The following is a 22,049-nucleotide window of genomic DNA, read 5'->3' as shown; positions in this document are numbered from 1 at the left end:
GTACGTCCTTGTAGGCTCTTACGCGGCATCCATGCCGCGTAAGGTCCCGCGACGGTGGGTGGGCAAGGACCCGTCGGGATGGTTGGTGTGCATGGTCAGGAGCAGTGATGCCGTGCCCTGCGATGTGATGAGACGCAGTGCGATCTGATCGGCGTTCTTCGACGCGAGCAACTCGCTGCCATGCCGACATCGATTCACTCGTCATCGAAGGCACGTCTAGCCAACATGCTGACGCCATCGCTACAACCTTCGAAAGCTTTGTTAGCCGATCGTATTTCCGCGCAACACCTCTGCCAGGAACGGCGCGGTGCGGCTGCCACGCTGCCGCGCGACAGCCTCCGGCGCACCGGCCACCACGACGGCGCCACCCGCACCGCCCGCGCCCGGCCCCATGTCCAGCACCCAATCGCTGCTGGCGGCCACGCGCATGTCGTGTTCGACCACGATGACCGTATTGCCGGCTTCCACCAGGCCTTGCAGCTGACGCATCAAGGTATCCACATCGGCCGGATGCAGGCCGGTGGTCGGCTCGTCCAGCACGTACACGGTGTCGCGCCGCTGCGCGCGTTGCAGCTCGGTGGCCAGCTTGATGCGCTGCGCCTCGCCGCCGGACAGCTCGGTGGCCGGCTGGCCGAGCCGCAGATAGCCCAGCCCCACTTCGCGCAACACCTGCAACGGGCGCAGCACGCTAGCGTCGTCGGCAAAGAAGCTGGCGGCCTGGTCCACGGTCATCGCCAACACCTGCGCGATGTTGTGACCCCGCAGCGCGATCTCCAGGGTCTTGGCGTTGTAGCGCGCGCCGTGGCAGCTGGGGCATGGCGCGTACACGCTGGGCATGAACAGCAATTCCACATGCACCGAGCCCTCGCCCTCGCAGGTGGCGCAGCGGCCCTTGGCGACGTTGAACGAAAATTGCCCCGGGTCGTAACGGCGGCGGCGCGCGGCCGGTGTGGCGGCGAACAACTTGCGCACCGGATCGAACAGGCCGGTGTAGGTGGCCAGATTGGAGCGTGGCGTGCGGCCGATCGGTTTCTGGTCCACCCGCACCAGGCGGCGCACCTGGTCGAGTCCGCCGACGATCGCACCACCCAGCGGCACCTGCGTGCCGCGCTCCAGCGGGTCCAGCGCTTCGTCTTCCTCCGCCTGGGTTTGTCCGAGATGGGCGGCCAGCAATTCCACCAATGCCTGGCTCACCAGCGACGACTTGCCCGAGCCGGACACACCGGTCACGGTGGTGAACACACCCAGCGGCAGGTCCACATCCAGTTCGCGCACATTGTTGCGGGTGATGCCGCGCAGCTGCAGCCAACCGGTGGCCGCCCGCGCATGGCTGTGCACCTGCGGCGGGGTGCCGAACAGGTAACGCCGCGTGGACGAGGCCTCCACCTGCTCCAGTCCCGCGGGCGGGCCGCTGTACAGCACCTGCCCGCCGTGCACGCCGGCAGCCGGGCCAACGTCGACGATCCAGTCGGCGTGGCGGATCACATCCACCTCGTGTTCGACCACGAATACCGAATTGCCGGCGGCCTTGAGCTGATCCAGCGCGCCCAGCAAGGCCTGCGCATCGGCCGGATGCAGGCCCGCCGATGGCTCGTCCATCACATACACCACGCCGAACAACTGCGAACGGATCTGCGTGGCCAGCCGCAGCCGTTGCAGCTCGCCCGGCGACAGCGTCGGCGTGCTGCGCTCCAGGCTGAGATAACCCAGGCCCAGCGCCTGCACCACCTCGATCCGCGCGCGCAGGTCGGCGGCGATGCGTTGCGCGGCAATCGCCTGCTCGGGATGCGTGTCGGCCTGCTTGCGCCTGTCGTTGCGCTTGCCACCGGCACCTTCCGCAGCCGGGCGCAGCAGATCGGCCACCTCGTCCAGCGGCCGCCGCGACAGCTCGCCGATATCCAGGCCGGCGAAGGTCACCGACAGCGCCTCGCGCCGCAGCCGCTTGCCGTCGCACTGCGGGCACTGCGTGCTGATCAGGTACTGCGCCACGCGCTTTTTCATCTGCGCGCTCTGCGTGGTGGCAAAGGTGTGCAGCACATAGCGCCGCGCACTGGTGAAGGTGCCCATGTAGCTGGGCTCTTCCTTGCGGCGCAGCGCGCGCCTGGCTTCGTCCAGGCTGTAGCCGGCGTACACCGGCACCACCGGTTGCTCGTCGGTGTAGAGGATCCAGTCGCGGGTCTTCTTCGGCAGCTTGTGCCACGGCAGATCGACGTCGTGGCCCAGCGTGGTGAGGATGTCGCGCTGGTTCTGGCCATGCCAGGCACCGGGCCAGGCGGCAACCGCGCGATCGCGGATGCTCAGCGTGGGATCCAGCACCATGGTCGCCTCGGTCGCATCGTAGATGCGCCCCAGGCCATGGCAGGTGGGGCAGGCACCGGCCGGGGTATTGGGCGAAAAGCCGTCGGCGTAGATGATGTCCTGCCCCGGCGGGTAGCTGCCCGCACGCGAATACAGCATGCGCAGGGAGTTGGAGATGGTGGTGACGCTGCCCACCGACGAGCGCGCACTCGGCGCGCCGCGCGCCTGCTGCAAGGCCACCGCCGGCGGCAGGCCTTCGATGGAATCCACTTCCGGCACGCCGACCTGGTCGATCAGGCGTCGCGCATACGGCGAGATCGAATCCAGGTAACGCCGCTGCGCTTCGGCAAACACGGTACCGAACGCCAGCGACGACTTGCCCGAGCCGGACACCCCGGTGAACACCACTAGCGCATCACGCGGGATGTCCACGTCCACGTTCTTGAGGTTGTGCTCGCGCGCACCGCGCACGCGCACCAGGCCGGAGGAAGACGACGCTGCGCTGGACATGAGTGACACACCGACATTCGACAATGCGCCAGCCTACCGCGTGCCGCATACAGCCGGTGTCAGTGTTGACGGCGAGTCCTGCGGCGCTCCACTCAAGCAACTTGCTGCTCGCCCTGGAATGCATCGGTCGAAGGCGCGGTGCCCTCACCGCTCGCTGGCTATGCCGTAAACCCGTTCGTGGGGGCTAGATGGCGGCATCCATGCCACCACACGGTCCCGCAATCGGCAAGGACACCGCACAAGACAGTTGCCGGCTGCTTTGTTGAAAACCATGCGCGCCGGCCAACTCAACTGGCCCTTGTCCGCCCACCGTCGCGGGACCTTACGCGGCATGGATGCCGCGTAAGAGCCTACATGGACGTACTTGCGGCGTGTCCTGCGAGGGTGGGCGGGCGAGGGCCCTGCAGCCAACTCACAAACCAGCCGCTCTACAACGCAATCACCCCAGCGCATGCGCCGGCACCGGCTGCTCGCCGGTCTCCGCCAGCGCCTGCATGCGCGCCACCACGCCACTGAACAGCCGTGCAGTCGCCGCGCCACGTGTGCGGAAGATCTCCTCAAGCTCGCCGTAGTACCACAACGTGCCGGCGCGCCCTGCGGTGAAGACGTTGAAGATGTCCTGGCCCACGTCCGGGTTTTCCAGGTCCTGCACGATGGTGCGCGCGTTATAGAGCTTGTCGCAGCCGGACACCAGCAAGGCGCGCTCGGGCGTGTTGCGCAGGTGCTCCAGGTAGGCCAGCTTGCGCTCGCGCCAGTCGCGTTTGCGCGCGCTGTCGGTGTTGTCCACCTCGGCCTTGTCTTCGGCGGTGGCATCGGTACATGCCATCACGATGTCGGCCACCGCATCGCCGAACTGCGCGCGGATCGAGGCCTCATGGCCGCCGCCGCAATCTTCCACCACATCGTGCAGCAGCCCGGCAATGGCCTGTTCTTCGTCGCCGCCGCATTCCAGCACCAGCGTGGACACCCCCAGCAAGTGGCTCAGATACGGAATCTGCGTGCCCTTGCGGACCTGCCCGGCATGGGCGATGCGCGCGTAATCCACGGCCAGGGCGTAACGTTCGGTGAGAGCGGTCATGGGGCGTCCGATGCGAGCGAGGAGGCATTATCGCCGAGCGCGGTGACGCGCCGGGTGAGGATGGCGCGAGGGTGCATGTGCAGACTCAATGACGCGGCGTTGCGGCCGATACCGCTAGGCTCACCCCACGCCGCACGATTGCCCAGCCATGCCCACGCTTCCCGTTTGCAACGCCTGCCGCGACGGCCAGGACTTTCCCACCGCCATCACCATGGCGTTCCAGCCGATCGTGGACGTGTCCACCCGCAGCATCTACGCCGGCGAAGCGCTGGTGCGCGGGGTCAATGGCGAATCGGCCGGCAGCATCCTGGCCGCCGTGGATGAGCGCAACCGCTACGCCTTCGACCAGGCGTGCCGCATCAAGGCGATCGAATGCGCCGCGCAGATCCCGCTGCCGGCCTTGCTGTCGATCAACTTCATGCCCAATGCGGTTTACAACCCCGAACACTGCCTGCGCGCCACGCTCTCGGCCACCGCGCAGTACGGCTGGCCGCTGGACGCCATCATCTTCGAGGTCAGCGAACAGGAACACCTGGCCGAACCGGCGCATCTGCTCGACATCATGCGCACGTATCAGGCACGCGGCCTGAAGACCGCCATCGACGACTTCGGCGCCGGCTATTCCGGCCTCGGCCTGCTGGCCGACTTCCAGCCGGACCTGCTCAAGCTGGACATCGCCCTGGTGCGCGGCATCGACGCCGACCGCAGCCGCCAGGCCATCGTCCGCCACACCACCCGCATGTGCGAAGAACTCGGGATCGCCGTCATCGCCGAAGGCATCGAACACCCGGACGAATGCCGCGCCCTGCGCGACATGGGCATCCACCTGCAGCAAGGCTACCTGTTCGCCCGCCCGCAGATCGGCGAACTGCCGCAGGTGCATTGGCCGGAATAGGCATCAGGCGCGCCACCACGCCAGCGTGTAGCTCCGCTACGGCCCCGGCAGCTGCCGGCGCACGCGGTGTGACGATGTGTCGGGCCAGCGACCTCAGATCGCGCATACCGAGTGGTAACAGCCTGATGGCCTGGGAATGGAGGAATCGAGCCGCCACAAGCACTCGCTCTTCCGATTCCCGATTCCCCAATCCCGATTCCCGATTCCCTATTCCCCAGCGCTGGCCAGCTCGGAAGCCGGCACCGGGTTGGCCTGATGTGCCAGGTATTGATGGATCTGCGCAACCACCGCCGCGCCCTCGCCCACCGCCGCGGCCACCCGCTTGACCGAGCCGGCCCGCACATCGCCGATGGCGAACACGCCGGGGCGGTTGGTTTCCAGCGGCAGGCAGGCCGGCACGCCATCCCCACGCGCGTTGCCGGTGACGACGAAACCGCGCTTGTCCATCTCGACGCATTGCTGCAGCCAACCGGTGTTGGGGTCGGCGCCGACGAACAGGAACAGATGCCGCAACTCCACCCGCGTGGTCTGTCCATCGGCGCGCGTGCGCAACACCGCCGCCTGCAGGCCGCGCTCCGGATCGCCCTCCAGCGCGGACACCTCGGTGCCGGCATGCAGCTGCACGTTCGGCAGCACGGCGATGCGGTCGATCAGATATTGCGACATCGACGATTCCAGCCCTTCGCCGCGAATGATCAGGTGCAGTTCCTTCACCCGCGGCGCCAGGAACGCCACCGCCTGGCCGGCGGAATTGCCGCCGCCCACCAGCGCCACCACCCCGCCCTCGCACAGCCGCGCTTCCACCGGCGAGGCCCAGTACGACACGCCATGGCCTTCGAAACGCTCCAGCCCGTCGATCTCCGGACGCCGGTAACGCGCCCCCGAGGCGATCACCACGGTGCTGGCCAGCAGCTGCTTGCCGTCGGCCAGATCCAGCTTCAGCGCGCCGTCGTCGCGCCCGCATTCCAGTGTGCCGGCCTCGATCGGAATCGCCAGCTCGGCGCCGAATTTCAACGCCTGGTTGTAGGCGCGCCCGGCCAGCGCCTGGCCGGAAATGCCGGTCGGAAAGCCCAGGTAGTTCTCGATCCGTGCCGAGGCGCCGGCCTGCCCGCCGATGGCGCGCTGGTCCAGCACCAGCACCGACAGGCCTTCGGACGCGGCGTACACCGCCGTCGCCAGGCCAGCCGGGCCGGCACCGACAATCGCCACGTCGTAGCGCTTGTCCGGGTCGATATCCGGGGTCATGCCCAGGCAATGCGCTGCTTCGGCATCGCTGGGCTGGCGCAGCACCCGCCCGCTGGGGCACACCATCACCGGCAACTCCTGCTCCTGGATGCCGAAGCGCTGCACCAACGCGCGGCCTTCCTCGTCGGAGGCATCGATCACCGTGTTCGGGTAACCGTTGCGGGTCAGAAAGCCCTGCAACCGGGTCAGGTGCGGATCGTCCGGCTCGCCGATCAGCACCGAGCCGGAGGCATCGCCTTCGATCAGGCCGACCCGGCGCAGGATCAACGCACGCATCACCACCTCGCCCACTTCGGCCGAGCTGATCATCAGCGCGCGCAGATGCGCGGTGTCGAACGGCAGCGCCAGGCAGCCCTGCGGCCCGGCACGTCCACCGGCCAGCGATGCGCGCCCGGCGAGTTGACTCACCTCACCGGTGAACTGCCCGGGCGTGTGCGAGGTGACCGGCTTTTCGTTGCCCAGCCCGTCGCGCCGGACCACTTCGATGGCGCCTTCCAGCACCACCCACACCGGCGCGTGCGCATCGCCCACGTCGAAGACGATCTCGCCGGCAGCGAAACGCTGCGCCGGCCCGCTGGCAAAACGCCGCGTGATCGCCAATTGGCCCGAGTCCAGCTCGGGAAACATCTGATGGTGGCGGGTATCGGCCAGGGACATGGAGGGGCGACGCTGAGGGGGGAGTACATGCAAGCATGGCCAGCCGTGAGGGCGATGGCAATCACCCGAATGGGCCATGCCGGGCGCGACAGAGCGCGCATGCGCGCGCAGCACGGGTGGGTACGCCAGTGCGGTGTTCGCGCAGGCACAACGCATCACGCAGGTGTCAGCGCATCGCACGCTCACCGGCGGCGATCGGCGTGATCGGCCGCAACCGTGCGCGCAGAACGTAACTGACGCAGCCGCTGCGCTGGCCGCCAAGCGAACACGGCCCTGGAGCCGCTGCCGGTACGCAGCGCTCGAACGCTCCGATTGCTCCTGTTGCTGCTGTTGCTCGGGTTACTCCGCTTACTCCGCTTACTCCGCTTGCTCCGCAGCACGCCGACAGACGTGCACCACGCCTCCTCAGCCACGCTCCGGTTGCACCTGCTCCCAGTGCGGCCCGTGCTGGCCGGCGGCCATGCGCTCGGCCGGACGCACGCGAAACACCACGCTGATGCGCTCACCCACCGCACGTGCGGTCTTGGCAATGCCGTGCTCGTGGCTCAGTTGCGAGGCATGGCTCATCGCCAGCAGGCTTCCCGGCGCCAGTTCCACAGCGATCGCACGCGTGTTGCCGTGCTTTGCGCGCAGCTGCATCCGCCGCGTGGCGCCCAGCGACACCAATGCAATCGGATACGGCGCCTGCAGTGTCTGCAGCTTGTCGTGATGCATGGCCACGCTGTCGCGGCCGTCGCGATACAGATTCAGGCCCACGGCGTTGTACGGGGCAGGCAACACGGCCTGCACCGCAGCGAGCAGCGCCTGCAGCGGCAGCCCGGGCGGCAGCGGTGCATCCAGCCGATACGAGGCCAGCAGGCGCGGCACCTCCACCACACGGTCATACATCTCGCGGCGCTGGCTGCGCCAGTCGGTCGCCTGGCGCAGCGCGGCAAAGCACTGCTGCGCCACGGCAGGCGCCAGCAGCTGCGGCCAATAGCGCACGCCGCCTTGCGCATCGTGCAGCAGCTGCACCGGCGCGGTGGGAGCATCGAACAGATCCATCGGGATCATATGCGGGCGGTTTGCGCGATTTCAGCAGCCGGGCGTTGCGCTTGCCTGCGACCGGAGCAGTGCAGGTGCACGCTGTCTCGCATCTGCTGCAAGGCCTTGCTGCGTGCATCAGGGCAACCGACCGGCGCACCCGCAGCCTCCGGCGCGCAAGGCTGGCGACCACACGCGTCCAGCGCCCACCGCGGCCCGCGCACGGGTTAGCGAGCTCAACGATGCAGCCATGGATGCCATGCGATCAGGCCCGACAGCTGTGCTACGGTCCGGCGCTGCATCCGCCTGGAACCGTTCGCATGCAGCATCGCTCAATCGCCTTCTCTCCGCTGCGTTGGCTGGCGTTGCTTGCCGCCTGCGTCAGCTTCGCCGGCAACGCGGCGCCACGCGCGGACGACGCGGGTTTCAGCGCGGTGGATCCGTTCATCGGCACCGGTGGCGAAGGCCACACCTATCCCGGCGCCACGGTGCCGTTCGGCATGGTGCAGCTGAGTCCGGACACGCAGATCAAGCCGCGCAAGGAGGCCTATGGCTGGGCCGCCGGTTACCGGCATGGCGACAGCACGATTGTCGGCTTCTCGCACACGCACTTTTCCGGCTCCGGGCATTCGGACCTGGGCGACGTCCTGCTGATGCCGCAAACCGGCCAGGTCAAGCTCGAACGCGGCGATGCCGCCACACCGGGCAGCGGCTATACCGCGCAGTTCGACCACGCCAGCGAGCAGGCGCAGCCCGGCTACTACGCGGTGACCTTGAAGGACCGCAACATCCGCGCCGAACTCACCGCCAGTGCGCGCGTGGGTGTGCATCGCTATCAGTTCCCCAAGGGCGTACCAGCGCATGTGCTGGTGGACCTGCGCACCAGCCTGTACGACTACCCCGGCAAGGTGCAGTGGTCGCGGCTGCGCGTGCGCGGCGACGGCACCGTCACCGGCTTTCGTGAAACCCGTGGCTGGGCGCCCGGCCGCCAGTTGTACTTCGCCATGCGCTTTTCGCGCCCGCTCACCGCCACGCAGTTGCACAACACCGAGCAGGACATCCCGTACAAGGGCTTTCCGCCGCCGGGCGAGAAAAATCCCGCCCAGCGCGCACAGATCGAAGGCCGGCAACTGGTCGGCGTGTTCGATGTTGCCAACGATGGCACGCCGCTGGTGGTCAAGGTCGCGCTCTCGCCAGTGAGCGAAGCCGGCGCCATCGCCAATCTGGATGCCGAGGTGCCCGGTTTCGATTTCGACCGCGTGCGCGCCGAGGCACGCGCGCAGTGGACGCAGGCACTGTCGGCGATCGACGCGCAAGGCACGCCGCAACAACGCACCCAGCTCTACACCGCGCTGTACCACACCCTGCTCGGCCCCACCCTGTTCATGGACAGCGACGGCCAGTACCGCGGGCCGGACAATGCCGTGCATCAGGCGCGTGGCTGGACCAACTACTCCACGTTCTCGTTGTGGGATACCTACCGCGCCCTGCATCCGCTGCTGACCCTGGTGCAGCCGCCGCAACGCAGCAGCGACATGGTCAATTCCCTGCTCGCCTCGCGCCGTGAGAGCGCCTACGGCATCCTGCCGGTCTGGGCGTTCCACGGCCTGGAAACCTGGTGCATGATCGGCTACCACGCCGTGCCGGTGATCGCCGACGCCTACATGAAGGGCATCGGCGGCTTCGATGCCAACGAAGCCTTGGACGCCATGGTCGCCAGCGCTAACTACGGCCCCTACGACGGCATCGCGCAGTACCGCGAACTGGGCTATGTGCCCATCGACGAAGAAGGCGAAGCCGCCTCCAAGACACTGGAATACGCCTTCGACGACTGGACCATCGCGCGCATGGCCGACAAACTCGGCAAGCCCGCCATCGCCGCCGAATTCAGCAAGCGCGCCGGCAACTGGAAGCACGCCTTCGACCCGGCCACCGGCTACATGCGCGCGCGCACCCGTGCCGGCGACTTCCGCATGCCGTTCGACCCCTCGGCCAGCGGCTACGGCAGCGACTACACCGAAGGCAATGCCTGGCAATACTCCTGGTATGTGCCGCAGGACGTCGCAGGACTTGCAGCCGCACATGGCGGCGACGACCAACTGCTCGCGCGCCTGGATGCGGTGTTCGATGCCAAGGTCGACCCCAAGGTATTCGAGCACATGGAAGACATCACCGGCCTGATCGGCTGGTACGCGCACGGCAACGAACCCAGCCACCATGTCGCCTATCTGTACGCCTACGCCGGCCAGCCCTGGCGCAGCCAGGCGCGGCTGACCCAGATCATGGACACCCAGTACCACGCCGGCCCCGAAGGCCTGGCCGGCAACGACGACCTCGGCCAGATGTCGGCCTGGTACGTGTTCACCACGCTGGGCTTCTATCCGGTGGCACCGGGCAGCAACCAGTACATCATCGGCCGCCCGTTCCTGCCGCGCGCCACGCTCAAGCTGCCCAATGGCAAGCGCTTCAGCGTGATCGCCGATGGCCTGAGCAAGGCGCGCAGCTACATCGGGAGCGCCACCCTCAACGGCCAGGCATTCAATCGCGCCTACCTCACCCACGAGGAAATCCAGGCCGGCGGCGAGTTGCGCTTCCGCATGCAGGCCACGCCGAATACGCAATGGGCCACCGATCCGGCGCAGCGGCCGTATTCGATGTCGACGCAGACGCGCTGAGTCAGTAGTGGATGCCCATGCGCAGCCCGCAGGCATCGCGCTCCACCACCGCCGGCAGGCTGCCGGCGGTGCCCGCGGCAATGCGCTGCGCACTCCAGCAGGCCACCAGGGCATCGAGCACATCGTCCGGCTTGGCCAGCGCACGCGGCACACGCTCCAGTAACGCAGCCACCTGCCTGGCGCCGTAGCACTGGCCCAGCAAGGCGGCGCGCTGCTGATGGCCCGCACGGCTCTTCTTGCCCGCCGCCAGGCCCTGCCCACCGGCGAGCACGGCGAAGGAAACTTCCGGGTGCACCTCGAACACGCGCTCCGCCCACGGCGGATCGGCGCGCAAGGCATCGTCCCAGTCACGAATCTTCGACAGCAGCGCAAACGACTGCACGCCAAAGCCACGCTGGCCGTCGTGGTCCAGCACCCGATGCAGCGCAGAGGCTTCCGCCTGCGTACGCGCATGCAACATGCCCCGCAGTGGCGCGGCAAAGATGCTGCACGCGCGGCGCCCACCGACAAAGCGCCGCGCCTGCGCATCCGCAACGCGGGGTGCGTGCTCGCTCAAGCCGATCGGAATGTCCACGCCCAGCACAGCGACGTCCCCCAATGCGCTCGCCACCGCGGCCACCGTGGGGTAGCCGGCAAACTGCAATCCATCGCCGGCGTGCCACACCGCCAGCCAGCCGCTGCCGGCGCCATCGATCCCTACACACTGCATTGCTGTCCTCCCGGTCTGCCGTGCGTGCACGGCGCTACGGCATCGCCCGCACGCTAGCTGTGTGACGCGTTCACATCATGCACAACATTCGTTCACCCGCACGCATCGCCATGGTTTCCAGACTGCTCCGCATCGGCCGCAGCACGCTGCGGCCTTGTCGTCCCCCAATGCAGGAGCCAGTGCATGTCCAGCACCAAGAACCAGTACGAAATGCAGAACCCGCTCACCCAGTTTCCGCAGCCCAAGTTCCCTGAGCAGACCCAGGAAGCGCCAGGCACCATCCATGCATTGCAGCCCAAGGCCGACCATGGCGAGCAGAGCTACCAGGGCTTCGGCCGCCTGAAGGGCCGCAAGGCGCTGATCACCGGCGCCGACTCCGGCATCGGCCGCGCCACCGCGATTGCCTACGCACGCGAAGGCGCCGACATCGTGCTGAATTACCTGCCGGAAGAAGAGCAGGATGCGGCGGAAGTGGTGAAGTTGATCCAGGCCGAAGGCCGCAAAGCCATCAGCATCCCGGGCGACCTGAAGGACGAAGCCTTCTGCAATGAATTGGTCGCACGCGCGGTCAAGGAACTCGGCGGGCTGGACCTGCTGGTCAACATCGCCGGCAAGCAGACCGCGATGAAGGACATCGCCGACATCACCACCGAGCAGTTCGACGCCACCTACAAGACCAACGTGTACGCGATGTTCTGGCTATGCAAGGCGGCCATCCCGCACCTGCCGCCGGGCGCATCCATCATCAACACCGGATCGATCCAGTCCTACCAGCCCTCACCGACGCTGCTGGACTATGCCTCCACCAAGGCGGCCATCGTCAACTTCACCAAGGGCCTGGCCCAGCAGGTCGCCGACAAGGGCATCCGCGTCAACGCGGTCGCACCTGGCCCGGTGTGGACCCCGCTGCAGCCCAGCGGCGGCCAGCCGCCGGAAAAGATTCCCGAGTTCGGCTCGGAAACCCCGCTCAAGCGTGCCGGCCAGCCGGTGGAAATGGCGCCGCTGTACGTGATCCTGGCCTCGCAGGAATCCAGCTACGTCACCGGCGAAGTGTTCGGCGCCACCGGCGGCTTGTTGCTGTCCTGAGCAGCCCAGAGAACGCGTTTCCAGCCCAGCGCCACCAGGGCCCCGCCGATCGCTGCGTGCGCAGCGATCGGCGGGCGTTTCTTCGGCGGGCGTTTCTTCGGCGGGCGTTTCTTCGGCGGGCGTTTCTTCGGCGGGCGTTTCTTCGGCGGGTTTCTTTGACGGCGTCTCTTCGGTGGCGTTCTTGGTACCGGCAACGGTATCGACGGGTGACGCATCGGCGGGACGTACACGCACGATGGTTAAACCGGCGACGCAACGCTGGCTACGAGCACCCGTAAGCTCCCCCTTCTCCCCCCGGGAGAAGGTGCCCGAAGGGCGGATGAGGGTACGCAATCTCCCACCAACACCCAGCCCACGGTCCGCGCTTACTGCATCACCACAGTCTGGATCGCATGCGCCGGGATCTCCAACTCACTGGACGCGGCGCCCACGTACAGGTTGTAACGGATCGCCACATCGCTGGCATTCATCACCACCGTCGCCAGGCTGCCATCGGTATTGAGAAAGGACGTCGTTGCCAGATTGCTGCGGCTGCTGGCCGCACTCACCCGCCGCGCACCGGGGCGGATGAACTTGGAAAAGTGGCCGATATACCAATAGCTCGGCGTGTAGATCACCTCGCCGGTGCGTGTATCGGCATGCACCGGCGCAAAGCAGTAGTTGCCCACATGGTTCGGCCCGCCATGTTCGTCGAGCAGGATGTTCCAGTCCGTCCAGCCCACCGCCCCATGATTGAGGTCGTTGATGATGGCGGTGCCATAGCGCTCGCCGTTGGGCCAATGCTGCAGCTTTGCCGGGTCGAACTTTTCCACCGCCGCTTCGGTCAGCAACAGCGGCTTGTCCGGGTACGCCTGCGCCACCGCCGCCACGTTCTCCACCATCGGCGCGAACCCGGCCCAGGTCTCGTACCAGTGGAAGCCCATGCCCCACGCGTATTTCGCCGCGTCCGGGTCGTCGAAGATCACGTGCGCGCGGTGCAGCATCATGTCGCGGTTGTGATCCCATACGATGATCTTGCGGTCGCCATAGCCCGCCTGCTCCATCGTCGGACCAAGATGATTTTTCAGAAAGTCGCGCTCTTCCTCGGCGGAAAACACCATCGACTCCCAGGTCTGTACCGCCATCGGCTCGTTCTGCAGGCTGATGCCCCAGATCGGGATGCCGGCCTTTTCGTAGGCCGCAATGAAGCGCGTGTAGTAGGTGGCCCAGGCCTGCGCATACGCGGGCAGCAGCTTGCCGCCCTTGAGCATGTTGTTGCTGTCTTTCATGAAGGCCGGCGCGCTCCACGGGCTGGCAAATGTCGTCAATGTGCCGCCGGCCGCCGCGATGGCCTGGCGCAGCATCGGAATGCGATAACGCTCATCGTGCCTGACCGAAAAGCTCTTCAGCGCCGCATCGCCGTCCTTGATGTAGGTGTAGCTGCCGCTGCTGAAGTCCGAGCTGTGGATGGTGGTGCGCGCCAGCGTATAGCCGATGCCTTTTTGCGGGTCGTAGTAGGCAGTGAGCAAGGCGCGCTGCGCAGGCTTGGGCAGCCTGGCAAAGGTCTCGGCACTGGCATCGGTGATCGCCCCGCCAATGCCCAGCACTTCCTGAAAGCGGCGTTGCGGATTGACGAAGATGGAGTTCTCCTTCTCGGTCAACGCATGCCCGGTCTTGGGCGCCTCGGCAGTGCTGGCGCGCATCTGCTGCGTTGCGCCCTGGGCGGTGGTGTAGACGCGTAGTGCGCCGGCGGGTCCTGCTGGCGGAGCAGCAGCACCCGCAACCGCAGCGTCTACCGCCGTCGATGCGGGCGTGGATGCAGACGGTGCCGTCGATGCCGGCATCGGAATCGGCGTTGCTGCTGTTGCTGCTGTTGCTATTGCTGCTGTTGCTGTTGCTGCTGTTGCAGATGCAGATGCAGATGCCAACACCGTTTCAGTCGCAGCACCCCAAATCCCCAGAACCCCCACCATCGACCACGCAATCGTTCGCTTCACCGTGCACCCTCCCAGGTTGGTGACCAAGCCTAACCGACCAACGCGGCGCAACATCGCGCAACAAACGAGCGCAACCATGCACCCTTCCACCATCGGACACTCCCTTCTCCCCTCGGGAGAAAGTGGCCCGAAGGGCCGGATGAGGGTACATCTGCCAGGGGTGCAACCCGCCCCCGGCAATCAAGGCAACAACCTAAACCCCAACTGGAAAGACAGCACCACGCCTTCAGCAAACGTACCCTCACCCCAGCCCCTCTCCCGCTGGAGAGGGGCTTGGTCTGCGCGCCGCATCACCGCGACGAGCGTCGATCACCGGCGCGCCAACCGATCCAGAATCCCAGGCACTTCCAACCCAAGCTCGCGTGCCAAAAACCCCACCGGCCCGATCCGCCTGGCCAACTGCCTGCCCGCCGCTGCATGCACAAACACGCCCCATAGCGCAGCGCCCAATGCATCGCAGCCGCGCGCGGCAAAACCCGCAATCAATCCCGCCAGGACATCGCCAGACCCGGACGTGCCCAACCCGGATGCGCCCCCGCGATGCATCCACAACGCACCGTCGGGCCCGGCGATGAAACTGTCCGCACCCTTGACGATCACCACGCTGCGCAGCTTCTGCGCAAACTTCAGCGCGTACTCCCCCGGCGCCGCTTCCACCGCGGCCTTGTCGTCGCCGGCCAGGGTCGCCATCTCGCCCGCATGCGGCGTCAGCACGAACGGCCGCCCGATCGGTGCCCGCAGACCACGCGACAACGCGCCGGCATCCAGCACCAAGGTGCACACCGCCTGCTCGGCAGCGCGCCTGACCATCGCCGTGGTGGTGGCCGACGATGCCATGCCCGGCCCGATCACTGCCGCATCGCAGGCTGCCATCGCCCCGTCCAGCGCGCGGTGCCCGCGCACGATCTCGCCCTGGCCGTTCTGCGCAAGCCCCAATACCAGCGCCTCCGGCACCGCCAAGGCCATGCCCGGCGCCACACTGGCGGCGGTGGCGATCTGCAGCTTGCCGGCACCGGTGCGCAGCGCCGCCTCGCCGGCCAGCAGCGCCGCACCCGGCACACGCATCGAGCCACCCACGATCAACACGCGCCCACGCTGCTCCTTGTCGCCACCCGGGGCCGGCAATGGCATCGCCCGCAAGGCGGCCATGGTGAGCATGCGCATGCGCGGGGCGGCCATCAGCGCGCCCCGGCCGGGCGGTCGGACTCGGTGGTCACTGGCTCGTCGGCCAGCTCCGGCGGCACGAACTTGGTACGCAGCAACTCCAGCGATTGCCCATCGGCCGCAGCCGCATACTCGGTGACGCCGCAATTGGGCACATCGCCCTCGCGGTCGATGCCCAGGATGGTGGCCTCGTCCATCCGCTCGATCAGATAGCGGAAGCAGTTGACGATCACCTGATGCCCCACGATCAGCACCCGCGCGCCCACGTGGTTGCGCTGCAGATCGCCCACCACCCCACGCAGGCGGAAGATCACATCGCACCAGCTCTCGCCACCGGGCGGGCGAAAGTAGAACTTGCCCACCAGCTTGCGCTGCTCGGCCAGCTCCGGGAAGGTCGCAAGAATGCCGGCCGTGGTGTAGCGGTCGAGCACGCCGAATTCCTTCTCGCGCAAACGCTCGTCCACGCTGACCGACTCGGCCGGCTGCCCCAGCGCACGCGCCACCGCGGCGGCAGTCTGGCGCGCACGTATGTAGGTGGAACTCAGGATCAACGTCGGGCGCTCCTGCTCGGGCAAGCCGGCCATCCACGCCCCCAGCGCCTCGGCCTGGCGCTCGCCAAGATCCGACAACGGCACATCCGCATCGCGGTGCTCCAGGTCGATCAAGGCCGAGCCGTTGGACTCGGCCAGATCACGCGCCACGTTGCCCGCGCTCTGCCCATGCCGCACCACCCACAACCGCGCCGGCCACTGCGCCGAGACACCGGCTACCGCACTGTTCTCACTCACATGCTTCTCCTGCACAACGTCGGCCTCACATGTCGCACAGCCGCCGTGAAAACATGGTCGACCAGCGCATCCGTGGCCGGCGTTCAATACGCACGCGCATCCATGACTGATGGCACAGCAACAAGCGAACGCAACGGACGACGAACGCCGCGCCGCTATACTGCAGCCCCCCACAAGCCCGCCGCCCATGTCCAACGTCCTGTTGCTGCGCACGGCAAAAGAGCGCGAAGAACTGCTGCTGGAAGAGGTGCTGGACGCCACCGAGCAATGCATCGACGCCATCGGCCTGGGCGCCACCAGTTTCGAACTGATCGCCGAGCGCGCCAGGGTCAGCTGCGGCAGCCTGCTGCAACGCTTCGAAGACAAGGACGCGCTGGTGCGCGCACTGCTGGAGCGCAACTACATGCGCGCCATCCGCCAGATGTGGCTGGTGGAGCGCCCGGCCAACGTGCACGTGGTGGATTTCATCGCCGGCCTGCTCGAGGAATGGCTGCTGCAGGAAATCAACATCAAGCGCACCCGCATCGACCTGGAACTGCACCTGGCCACCCTGCGCGACCCGGTGCTGGCCGCCTTCATGCGCCGGCAGAGCGCATCGCTGATCGAACACCTCAGCGCCCTGCTCAAGCGCCTGCTGCGCGGCCACGCCGACCCGGCCAGCAGCGAACAGGAATTCCAGGCCCGCGTCTTCGCCGTCGCCGCCATGTGCGGCGGCCTGCACAGCGTGATGACCAGCGGCATGGAACTCAACCGCATGCATTTGCAGCTGATCCTGCGGGAGAGTCTGTCGGGGATTTTGAAGTCGGCGCCGGTGTGATCGACCGCTTCATTCGGGGTAGTAATTGGCAATTGCACAGCTGATGCTGTGCGCCTGGGCCGGCTACAGTATTTCGATCAGATAAGATCCAGCTTCATACCAAGGAAGGATGTCGCATGCGAAATCGAATCACACCCAAGGTGGCTATGCTGTTGACGCTGCTCCTGGTATTTGCGTTTACCAGCGCTCCTGCACTGGCCACAAGTACGGTGGTCACCTTTCGAAGCGCTGACAACACCTACGAAGTCGAACTGTATGTCGGTGGTGGAAGCAAGGAAAACGACGGCATTGCCGGCGCCATGATTCGCTGGCCCGGCTATGCGCACGGGGACCTGCCTTTCACCGGTGTGAAGTACCACATGGATAAGGAACACACCCGCGCAGGCGCCAAATTCGCCTATCCAGGCGACCCCAAACTGCCGCCGTCTTTTACTTTGGAGATACAGGGGAGAAGTCGCCGCCTGACCGTTGGCAAGCGCGTTATTCCAGGCAATGCGTCCTGGATCGTGGGTCCTTATGCCTACCCGTAGCGACTCGGCAAACAATAGACATCCATCGCAGGGACGAACGATGAAAACACACATGCGCAGTCTATGGACCAGTCTGATCTTGTTGATCGCCCTGCTGACAAGTACGTCCGCTGCCGCTACCGGCGATGTCCTGTCGTTTGAAACAGATACCGCTGGCTACAGCTTTCTGGTCTATAGCGGAGGCGACCCTGATGGCATCGGCGGCCTGGTCATGACCTGGCCGGACATTGCATCACGCGGGCTTCCATCGGAAAGCACGCAGTGGTACTTCAAGCCAACTGCCAACCACATGCGCATCGTTTTCACCAACCCCGGACGCACCGACTTGCCGCCGTCGTTCACGCTTGAAATCAAGGGCAAGCGAGGCACGCTCAAGTTCGACAAACGCACGATCAAAGGCAAAGCCTACTGGTATACCGGCTCACTGGCGGAATACTGATCGCCTTTCCCGGATAACAGCGCACTGCAGATACAGCTGGCCGACACTGAGGTACAGGGTTCCAGCCGATCAGCGTTACCGGCAGCGATCACATCGCCATGGGCGGCGATGGTCAGCAACTGTTCCAGCGCATCCACCTGCTCCGCTTGACGCCGAAGGCAAACGCAGCGCATACATATCGGCCATTGCCTGTTTCCGTGTGCGCGGCAAGTCCATCGCTAATCGGTTCTTGCAGCCTCCCCTGCGTCGGTAGCGTTGTCAGCATCATCGGGCCCAAGGTGCGCGGGCCACTGCACCTGCGCCATTGTCTGCGTCACTTGCTCGGCCAGCAGTTCAAGGCAGAACGCCAACTCATCCATGCAGATGGCAGGCTGCCGCGCCTGCTCTTCCGCTGGTGTGCGCGACTGCGCCAAACGCGCCAGAAAGCGCATGTGGTCGCGCAGTTGCTGCAGGCGGTATTGCGCGTGTTCTGGCAGGTAGTAGCCAGCGTTCGCATCTAAGTGATGATGAGCCTCGGTCATTTGATTCTCGCAGGTACCAATCGAGCGAAACCACCGTTGTCGGAGGTGGCGAGCCGCTGTACGAGGAGTTCCGAGGCTCCGTAAAGTAATCGTGCTACCTAACGCGGCGCTAGTCAACAGCCCACGACCTACCTGATTAGCGCTAGAAATCCCCCCCCCCCTTTGCCTACCGCGAAGAAAGAAGTCTCGTTGTAACCACTGCTCCGCCGGTTCAAACCTGCAGCTGACCAAAAGGGTTACGTGGTCATTTCCCTACTTTGACCACGCACCCGATAACTTTTCGGCTTGACGCAGTACAAGCTCTACGGCTTCTAATTGCTTATCTGGAGGATACTTCCACTTCTGCAGGCATCGCCGCACCAGAATGCGCAATCGTGCACGAACGCTCTCGCGCACCTGCCAATCCACTGTGGTGGCGGCGCGCAGCTTCTCGGTGATCTCGATGGCGATTTTCTTCAGCACCTCATCGCCAAGCTCCCGTACCGCGCTTTCGTTGTTGGCCAGCGCGTCGTAGAAGGCGATCTCATCTGGCGCCAGCCCAAGTGACGCGTCTCGTGCCAAGGCGGCCTGAAACTCCTTGGCCATCTGGATCAACTCTTCGATGACTTGGGCGGTTTCAATCGCGCGGTTGTGATACTTACGCAGAGCCTCAAGCAAGCGATCACCGTACTTCTTCTCCTGCACCACGTTGTTGCTGGCCCGCGCCCTGATCTCATCGCGCAGTAGCTTCTCCAGCAACTCCACAGCCAGATTGCGGCTCTCCATCCGGCGTACGTCGTCCAGGAACTCGTCTGAGAGCAGGCCGATGTTCGGCTTATCCAGCCCCGCCAACGCAAACACGTCCGCCACACCGTCCGAGAAGATGGCGTTATCCAGAATCTGCTTGAGAGCACTGTTTTTTTCGGCATCGGTGCGCTTCTTGTCCACAGTGGTGAACTTCGCGATAGCTGCCTTGATGGCAGAGAAGAAAGCGATTTCCTTGCGCAGCGCACCCGCCTCGTCCAGCGTTCCACACAGCGAAAATGCTTTGGCAACGGCCAGCATCGTGTCGATGAAGCGGGTCTTGCCGTCCTTCAACCCCAGGATATGGTTGGCGGCCGGCACCAGCAGTTGCACAGCTTGCGTCTCAAAGGCGCTGTAGTCGAACCCATGCATCATGCCGCGCACGATGTCCATCTTTTCGAGCAGCACCGCCAGCGCTTCGGTCGTGTTGTGAGTGGGGTCGCCCTTGCCCTTGGCATCGGTATAGGTCTTGAGCGCGGACTTCAGCTCATTGGCAATCCCGATGTAATCCACCACCAGTCCACCGGGCTTGTTCTTGAACACGCGGTTGACGCGGGCAATCGCCTGCATCAGGTTGTGCCCCTTCATGGGCTTGTCGATATACATGGTATGGCAGCATGGCGCGTCAAATCCCGTCAGCCACATATCGCGTACGATCACCAGCTTCAGCGTGTCAGCCGGATCTTTGAAGCGCTTCTCCAGGCGCTTCTTCACTTTGTTGGTGTAGATATGCGGCTGCAAAGACGCCTTGTCGGCAGCTGAGCCGGTCATCACGATTTTAATGGCCCCCAGTTCCGGATCGGTACTGTGCCAGTCGGGGCGCAAGGGCGGGTTGTTTTCGTCACCCACGCAGATGGCATTGTAGAGCTGCACGCAAATTTCGCGGCTCATACAGACGATCATGGCCTTGCCGTCAATGGTGCTGATGCGCGCGTCGAAATGCTGCACCAAGTCTTTAGCTACCTGCTGCAAACGCGGCTCGGCGCCCACCAGCTTTTCCAGCGTTGCCCATTCGCTCTTGGTCCTTTCGCGGCTGGCAATGTCCTCCTCGTCCTCGACGACTTCATCAACCTGCGCGTTAAGCGCATCGATCTCTGTCTGGTTCACGTCCAGCTTGGCCAAGCGGCTCTCATAGAAGATAGGCACCGTCGCACCATCGTCCACGGCGTCTTGGATGTCGTAGATGCTGACGTAATCGCCAAACACCGCCCGGGTGTTTTTATCCTCCAACGCAATCGGTGTCCCGGTGAAACCGATGAAGGTGGCATTCTTCAGCGAATCGCGCAGGTGCTTGGCGTACCCATACACGTACTCGCCTGTTTTGGTATCCAGGTGCGCCTTGATCCCGTACTGACTGCGGTGCGCTTCATCCGAGATCACCACGATGTTGGTGCGGTCAGAAAGCAGCGGGTGAGCCTGCTCCCCCTCCTGCAAGGCGAACTTCTGCACCGTGGTAAAGATGATGCCGCCCGCCTCGCGCGTGGCCAGCATCTCGCGCAACTCGTCGCGGCCGCCAGCCTGCACAGGAGTGGTCTTGAGCAGATCACTGGCGGCACTGAAGGTGGCGAATAGTTGGCCATCCAGGTCGTTGCGGTCGGTCACCACCACCAGGGTCGGATTCTTCATCTCGGGCTGCTGCAGCAACTTGCCGGCATAGCACACCATGGTGATGCTCTTGCCCGAGCCTTGCGTGTGCCAAACGACGCCCGCCTTACGCGAACCCGGCCTGACCTCTTTGCCATAGCTGGCACGTTCTTCATGCACCTTCAGCATGCCTCCTCCAGCGTCTTGAGCCGCAATAACCGTGACGCGCACCGCCTCGCGCACCGCGTGGAACTGGTGGTACCCCGCAATTTTCTTGGTAAGGCTGTCCCCATCCTGCTCAAACAGCACGAAGTGCTGCACGTAGTCCAGAAACAGTTCCGGCCTGAAAAAGCCCCGCACCACAGTCTCCAGCTCCATCTGCAGGCGCGGCCGGTCGTCTTCGTTGGCGATGGTACGCCACGGCAGCATGCGCTCGGCGTTTGCGGTCAGCGAGCCCACGCGGGCCGTCCAGCCATCGCTTACCACCAGGGCGACGTTACTGTTGAACAGGTCGCCGATCTCGTCCTTGTAGGTCTGCAACTGGTTGAAGGCGTCCCACACATCCGTTTGCGCATTGGCGGGATTCTTCAGCTCCACCACGGCTAGCGGCAAACCGTTGACGAAGGCAGCCACATCGGGGCGGCGCGGCTTTTTGGTGCCAGCAATGGTGAACTGGCTCACCACCAGAAAATCGTTGTTGCTGGCTTGCGCGAAGTCGATGAACCGCACCAGGTCGGTCTTCTTCTCATCGCCCTGTGCGAACTCCACCGTCATGCCATTCAAAAGAAGGCCATGCACGTAGCGGTTGCGCAACACCAGCTGCGGCTCGCTCACGACAGTCAACGCATCCGCAGCCTGCTCCAATGCCATGGGAGGGATCATCGGGTTGATGCGGGCAAGCGCGCTGAGCAGCCTCCCGCGCAGCACCACTTGGCGGTAGTCTGTGCGCTCGGGCACATTGCTGTCAGGCGCGATATCCGGACCATGCGCGAACTGCCAACCGGACTCCTGGAACCAGCCTAGGCAGAGGTCTTCGAGTTGTTGTTCATTCAGCATGTTGGAACCTCTGCGCGCCTCCAAGGCCCTCTAGCGAGCGACCCGGCTTGCGATGAAATAAGAAAACTTAAAAAAAAATGACTTGCTCGGCCACGAGAGGCCAATCTGGTTTGCCATGAAATGGCGGCTATGCCCACGCCCGGATGTAGCGCGCATAACATCGCGAGTCCGGTGCGTTGGGATCGTTTTTCACCAGCCCCTGCTCCATGGTCGCA

General features: G+C 65.2%; 17 protein-coding genes. 7 read left to right on the top strand and 10 right to left on the bottom strand.

What is annotated here, in order from left to right; all coding sequences use genetic code 11:
* Positions 1 to 261 precede the first annotated feature (261 nt).
* Positions 262 to 2,808 (bottom strand): excinuclease ABC subunit UvrA, encoded by a 2,547-nt coding sequence (locus CPBF1521_RS06030; RefSeq protein ID WP_115676329.1) that lies wholly within the window; start codon positions 2,806 to 2,808, stop codon positions 262 to 264.
* 439 nt (positions 2,809 to 3,247) lie between these two features.
* Entirely contained in the window at positions 3,248 to 3,886 is a 639-nt protein-coding gene (locus CPBF1521_RS06025; protein ID WP_115676328.1) for an HD domain-containing protein, read from the bottom strand.
* Between the two features lie 148 nt (positions 3,887 to 4,034).
* Here CPBF1521_RS06025 and CPBF1521_RS06020 point away from each other — a divergent pair, with 148 nt between their 5' ends.
* Positions 4,035 to 4,781, top strand: a complete 747-nt coding sequence (locus CPBF1521_RS06020) for an EAL domain-containing protein (protein WP_115676327.1) — start codon at positions 4,035 to 4,037, stop codon at positions 4,779 to 4,781.
* Positions 4,782 to 4,988: 207 nt separating this feature from the next.
* Here the strand turns inward: CPBF1521_RS06020 and CPBF1521_RS06015 are convergent, their stop codons facing one another.
* Together CPBF1521_RS06015 and CPBF1521_RS06010 are read right to left on the bottom strand one after the other, a co-directional pair.
* Positions 4,989 to 6,683: an FAD-dependent oxidoreductase gene (locus CPBF1521_RS06015; protein ID WP_104649775.1), complete on the bottom strand. Its 1,695-nt coding sequence runs from the start codon at positions 6,681 to 6,683 to the stop codon at positions 4,989 to 4,991.
* 405 nt (positions 6,684 to 7,088) lie between these two features.
* Positions 7,089 to 7,727 carry an alpha-ketoglutarate-dependent dioxygenase AlkB family protein gene (locus tag CPBF1521_RS06010; RefSeq protein WP_115676545.1) on the bottom strand — a complete coding sequence of 213 codons (639 nt, stop codon included), beginning with the start codon at positions 7,725 to 7,727 and terminating at the stop codon, positions 7,089 to 7,091.
* Positions 7,728 to 8,026: 299 nt separating this feature from the next.
* Between CPBF1521_RS06010 and CPBF1521_RS06005 the strand changes: the two genes are divergently transcribed.
* On the top strand, positions 8,027 to 10,381 hold the full coding sequence (locus CPBF1521_RS06005; RefSeq protein ID WP_115676326.1) for a GH92 family glycosyl hydrolase: 2,355 nt from the start codon (positions 8,027 to 8,029) through the stop codon (positions 10,379 to 10,381).
* Between the two features lies 1 nt (position 10,382).
* Here CPBF1521_RS06005 and CPBF1521_RS06000 read toward each other — a convergent pair whose 3' ends face one another.
* Positions 10,383 to 11,090: a DUF429 domain-containing protein gene (locus tag CPBF1521_RS06000; protein ID WP_115676325.1), complete on the bottom strand. Its 708-nt coding sequence runs from the start codon at positions 11,088 to 11,090 to the stop codon at positions 10,383 to 10,385.
* A gap of 183 nt (positions 11,091 to 11,273) precedes the next feature.
* Between CPBF1521_RS06000 and CPBF1521_RS05995 the strand changes: the two genes are divergently transcribed.
* Positions 11,274 to 12,176, top strand: a complete 903-nt coding sequence (locus CPBF1521_RS05995) for an SDR family oxidoreductase (protein WP_104582375.1) — start codon at positions 11,274 to 11,276, stop codon at positions 12,174 to 12,176.
* A 365-nt stretch (positions 12,177 to 12,541) separates the two neighbouring features.
* Here CPBF1521_RS05995 and CPBF1521_RS05985 read toward each other — a convergent pair whose 3' ends face one another.
* Positions 12,542 to 13,999, bottom strand: a complete 1,458-nt coding sequence (locus CPBF1521_RS05985) for a glycoside hydrolase family 30 protein (protein WP_181901105.1) — start codon at positions 13,997 to 13,999, stop codon at positions 12,542 to 12,544.
* On the opposite strand from CPBF1521_RS05985, the gene CPBF1521_RS05980 reads away from it, so the two are divergent.
* Positions 13,972 to 14,175, top strand: a complete 204-nt coding sequence (locus CPBF1521_RS05980; RefSeq protein ID WP_235858399.1) for a hypothetical protein — start codon at positions 13,972 to 13,974, stop codon at positions 14,173 to 14,175. The two genes, CPBF1521_RS05985 and CPBF1521_RS05980, sit on opposite strands and share 28 nt — an antisense overlap.
* A 286-nt stretch (positions 14,176 to 14,461) precedes the next feature.
* Here the strand turns inward: CPBF1521_RS05980 and CPBF1521_RS05975 are convergent, their stop codons facing one another.
* Both CPBF1521_RS05975 and CPBF1521_RS05970 read right to left on the bottom strand, forming a co-directional pair.
* Positions 14,462 to 15,331, bottom strand: a complete 870-nt coding sequence (locus tag CPBF1521_RS05975; RefSeq protein WP_115676323.1) for an NAD(P)H-hydrate dehydratase — start codon at positions 15,329 to 15,331, stop codon at positions 14,462 to 14,464.
* On the bottom strand, positions 15,331 to 16,119 hold the full coding sequence (locus CPBF1521_RS05970; protein WP_115676322.1) for a histidine phosphatase family protein: 789 nt from the start codon (positions 16,117 to 16,119) through the stop codon (positions 15,331 to 15,333). The genes CPBF1521_RS05975 and CPBF1521_RS05970 overlap by 1 nt, the downstream gene beginning before the upstream one ends.
* A gap of 172 nt (positions 16,120 to 16,291) precedes the next feature.
* Here CPBF1521_RS05970 and CPBF1521_RS05965 point away from each other — a divergent pair, with 172 nt between their 5' ends.
* The 3 genes from CPBF1521_RS05965 to CPBF1521_RS05955 all read left to right on the top strand — a co-directional run bounded on the left by CPBF1521_RS05965 (position 16,292) and on the right by CPBF1521_RS05955 (position 17,890).
* A complete protein-coding gene (locus CPBF1521_RS05965) occupies positions 16,292 to 16,921 on the top strand; it encodes a TetR/AcrR family transcriptional regulator (RefSeq protein ID WP_104582370.1) in 630 nt (209 codons plus the stop codon).
* A 116-nt stretch (positions 16,922 to 17,037) separates the two neighbouring features.
* Positions 17,038 to 17,451 carry a hypothetical protein gene (locus CPBF1521_RS05960; RefSeq protein ID WP_147295420.1) on the top strand — a complete coding sequence of 138 codons (414 nt, stop codon included), beginning with the start codon at positions 17,038 to 17,040 and terminating at the stop codon, positions 17,449 to 17,451.
* A gap of 40 nt (positions 17,452 to 17,491) precedes the next feature.
* Entirely contained in the window at positions 17,492 to 17,890 is a 399-nt protein-coding gene (locus CPBF1521_RS05955; RefSeq protein ID WP_144410703.1) for a hypothetical protein, read from the top strand.
* Positions 17,891 to 18,108: 218 nt separating this feature from the next.
* Here CPBF1521_RS05955 and CPBF1521_RS05945 read toward each other — a convergent pair whose 3' ends face one another.
* Both CPBF1521_RS05945 and CPBF1521_RS05940 read right to left on the bottom strand, forming a co-directional pair.
* The gene (locus tag CPBF1521_RS05945) at positions 18,109 to 18,411 is read right to left on the bottom strand and encodes an XAC0095 family protein (protein WP_115676319.1); all 303 of its coding nucleotides are present in this window, start codon (positions 18,409 to 18,411) and stop codon (positions 18,109 to 18,111) included.
* 252 nt (positions 18,412 to 18,663) lie between these two features.
* Positions 18,664 to 21,834 carry a type I restriction endonuclease subunit R gene (locus CPBF1521_RS05940; protein ID WP_115676543.1) on the bottom strand — a complete coding sequence of 1,057 codons (3,171 nt, stop codon included), beginning with the start codon at positions 21,832 to 21,834 and terminating at the stop codon, positions 18,664 to 18,666.
* Positions 21,835 to 22,049 lie beyond the last annotated feature (215 nt).

Origin of the sequence: Xanthomonas euroxanthea, from assembly GCF_900476395.1 — a bacterium.
GTDB lineage: Bacteria > Pseudomonadota > Gammaproteobacteria > Xanthomonadales > Xanthomonadaceae > Xanthomonas > Xanthomonas euroxanthea.
The sequence above is the reverse complement of the archived record's forward strand: the minus strand, read 5'-3'. Positions and strand labels throughout refer to the sequence as shown.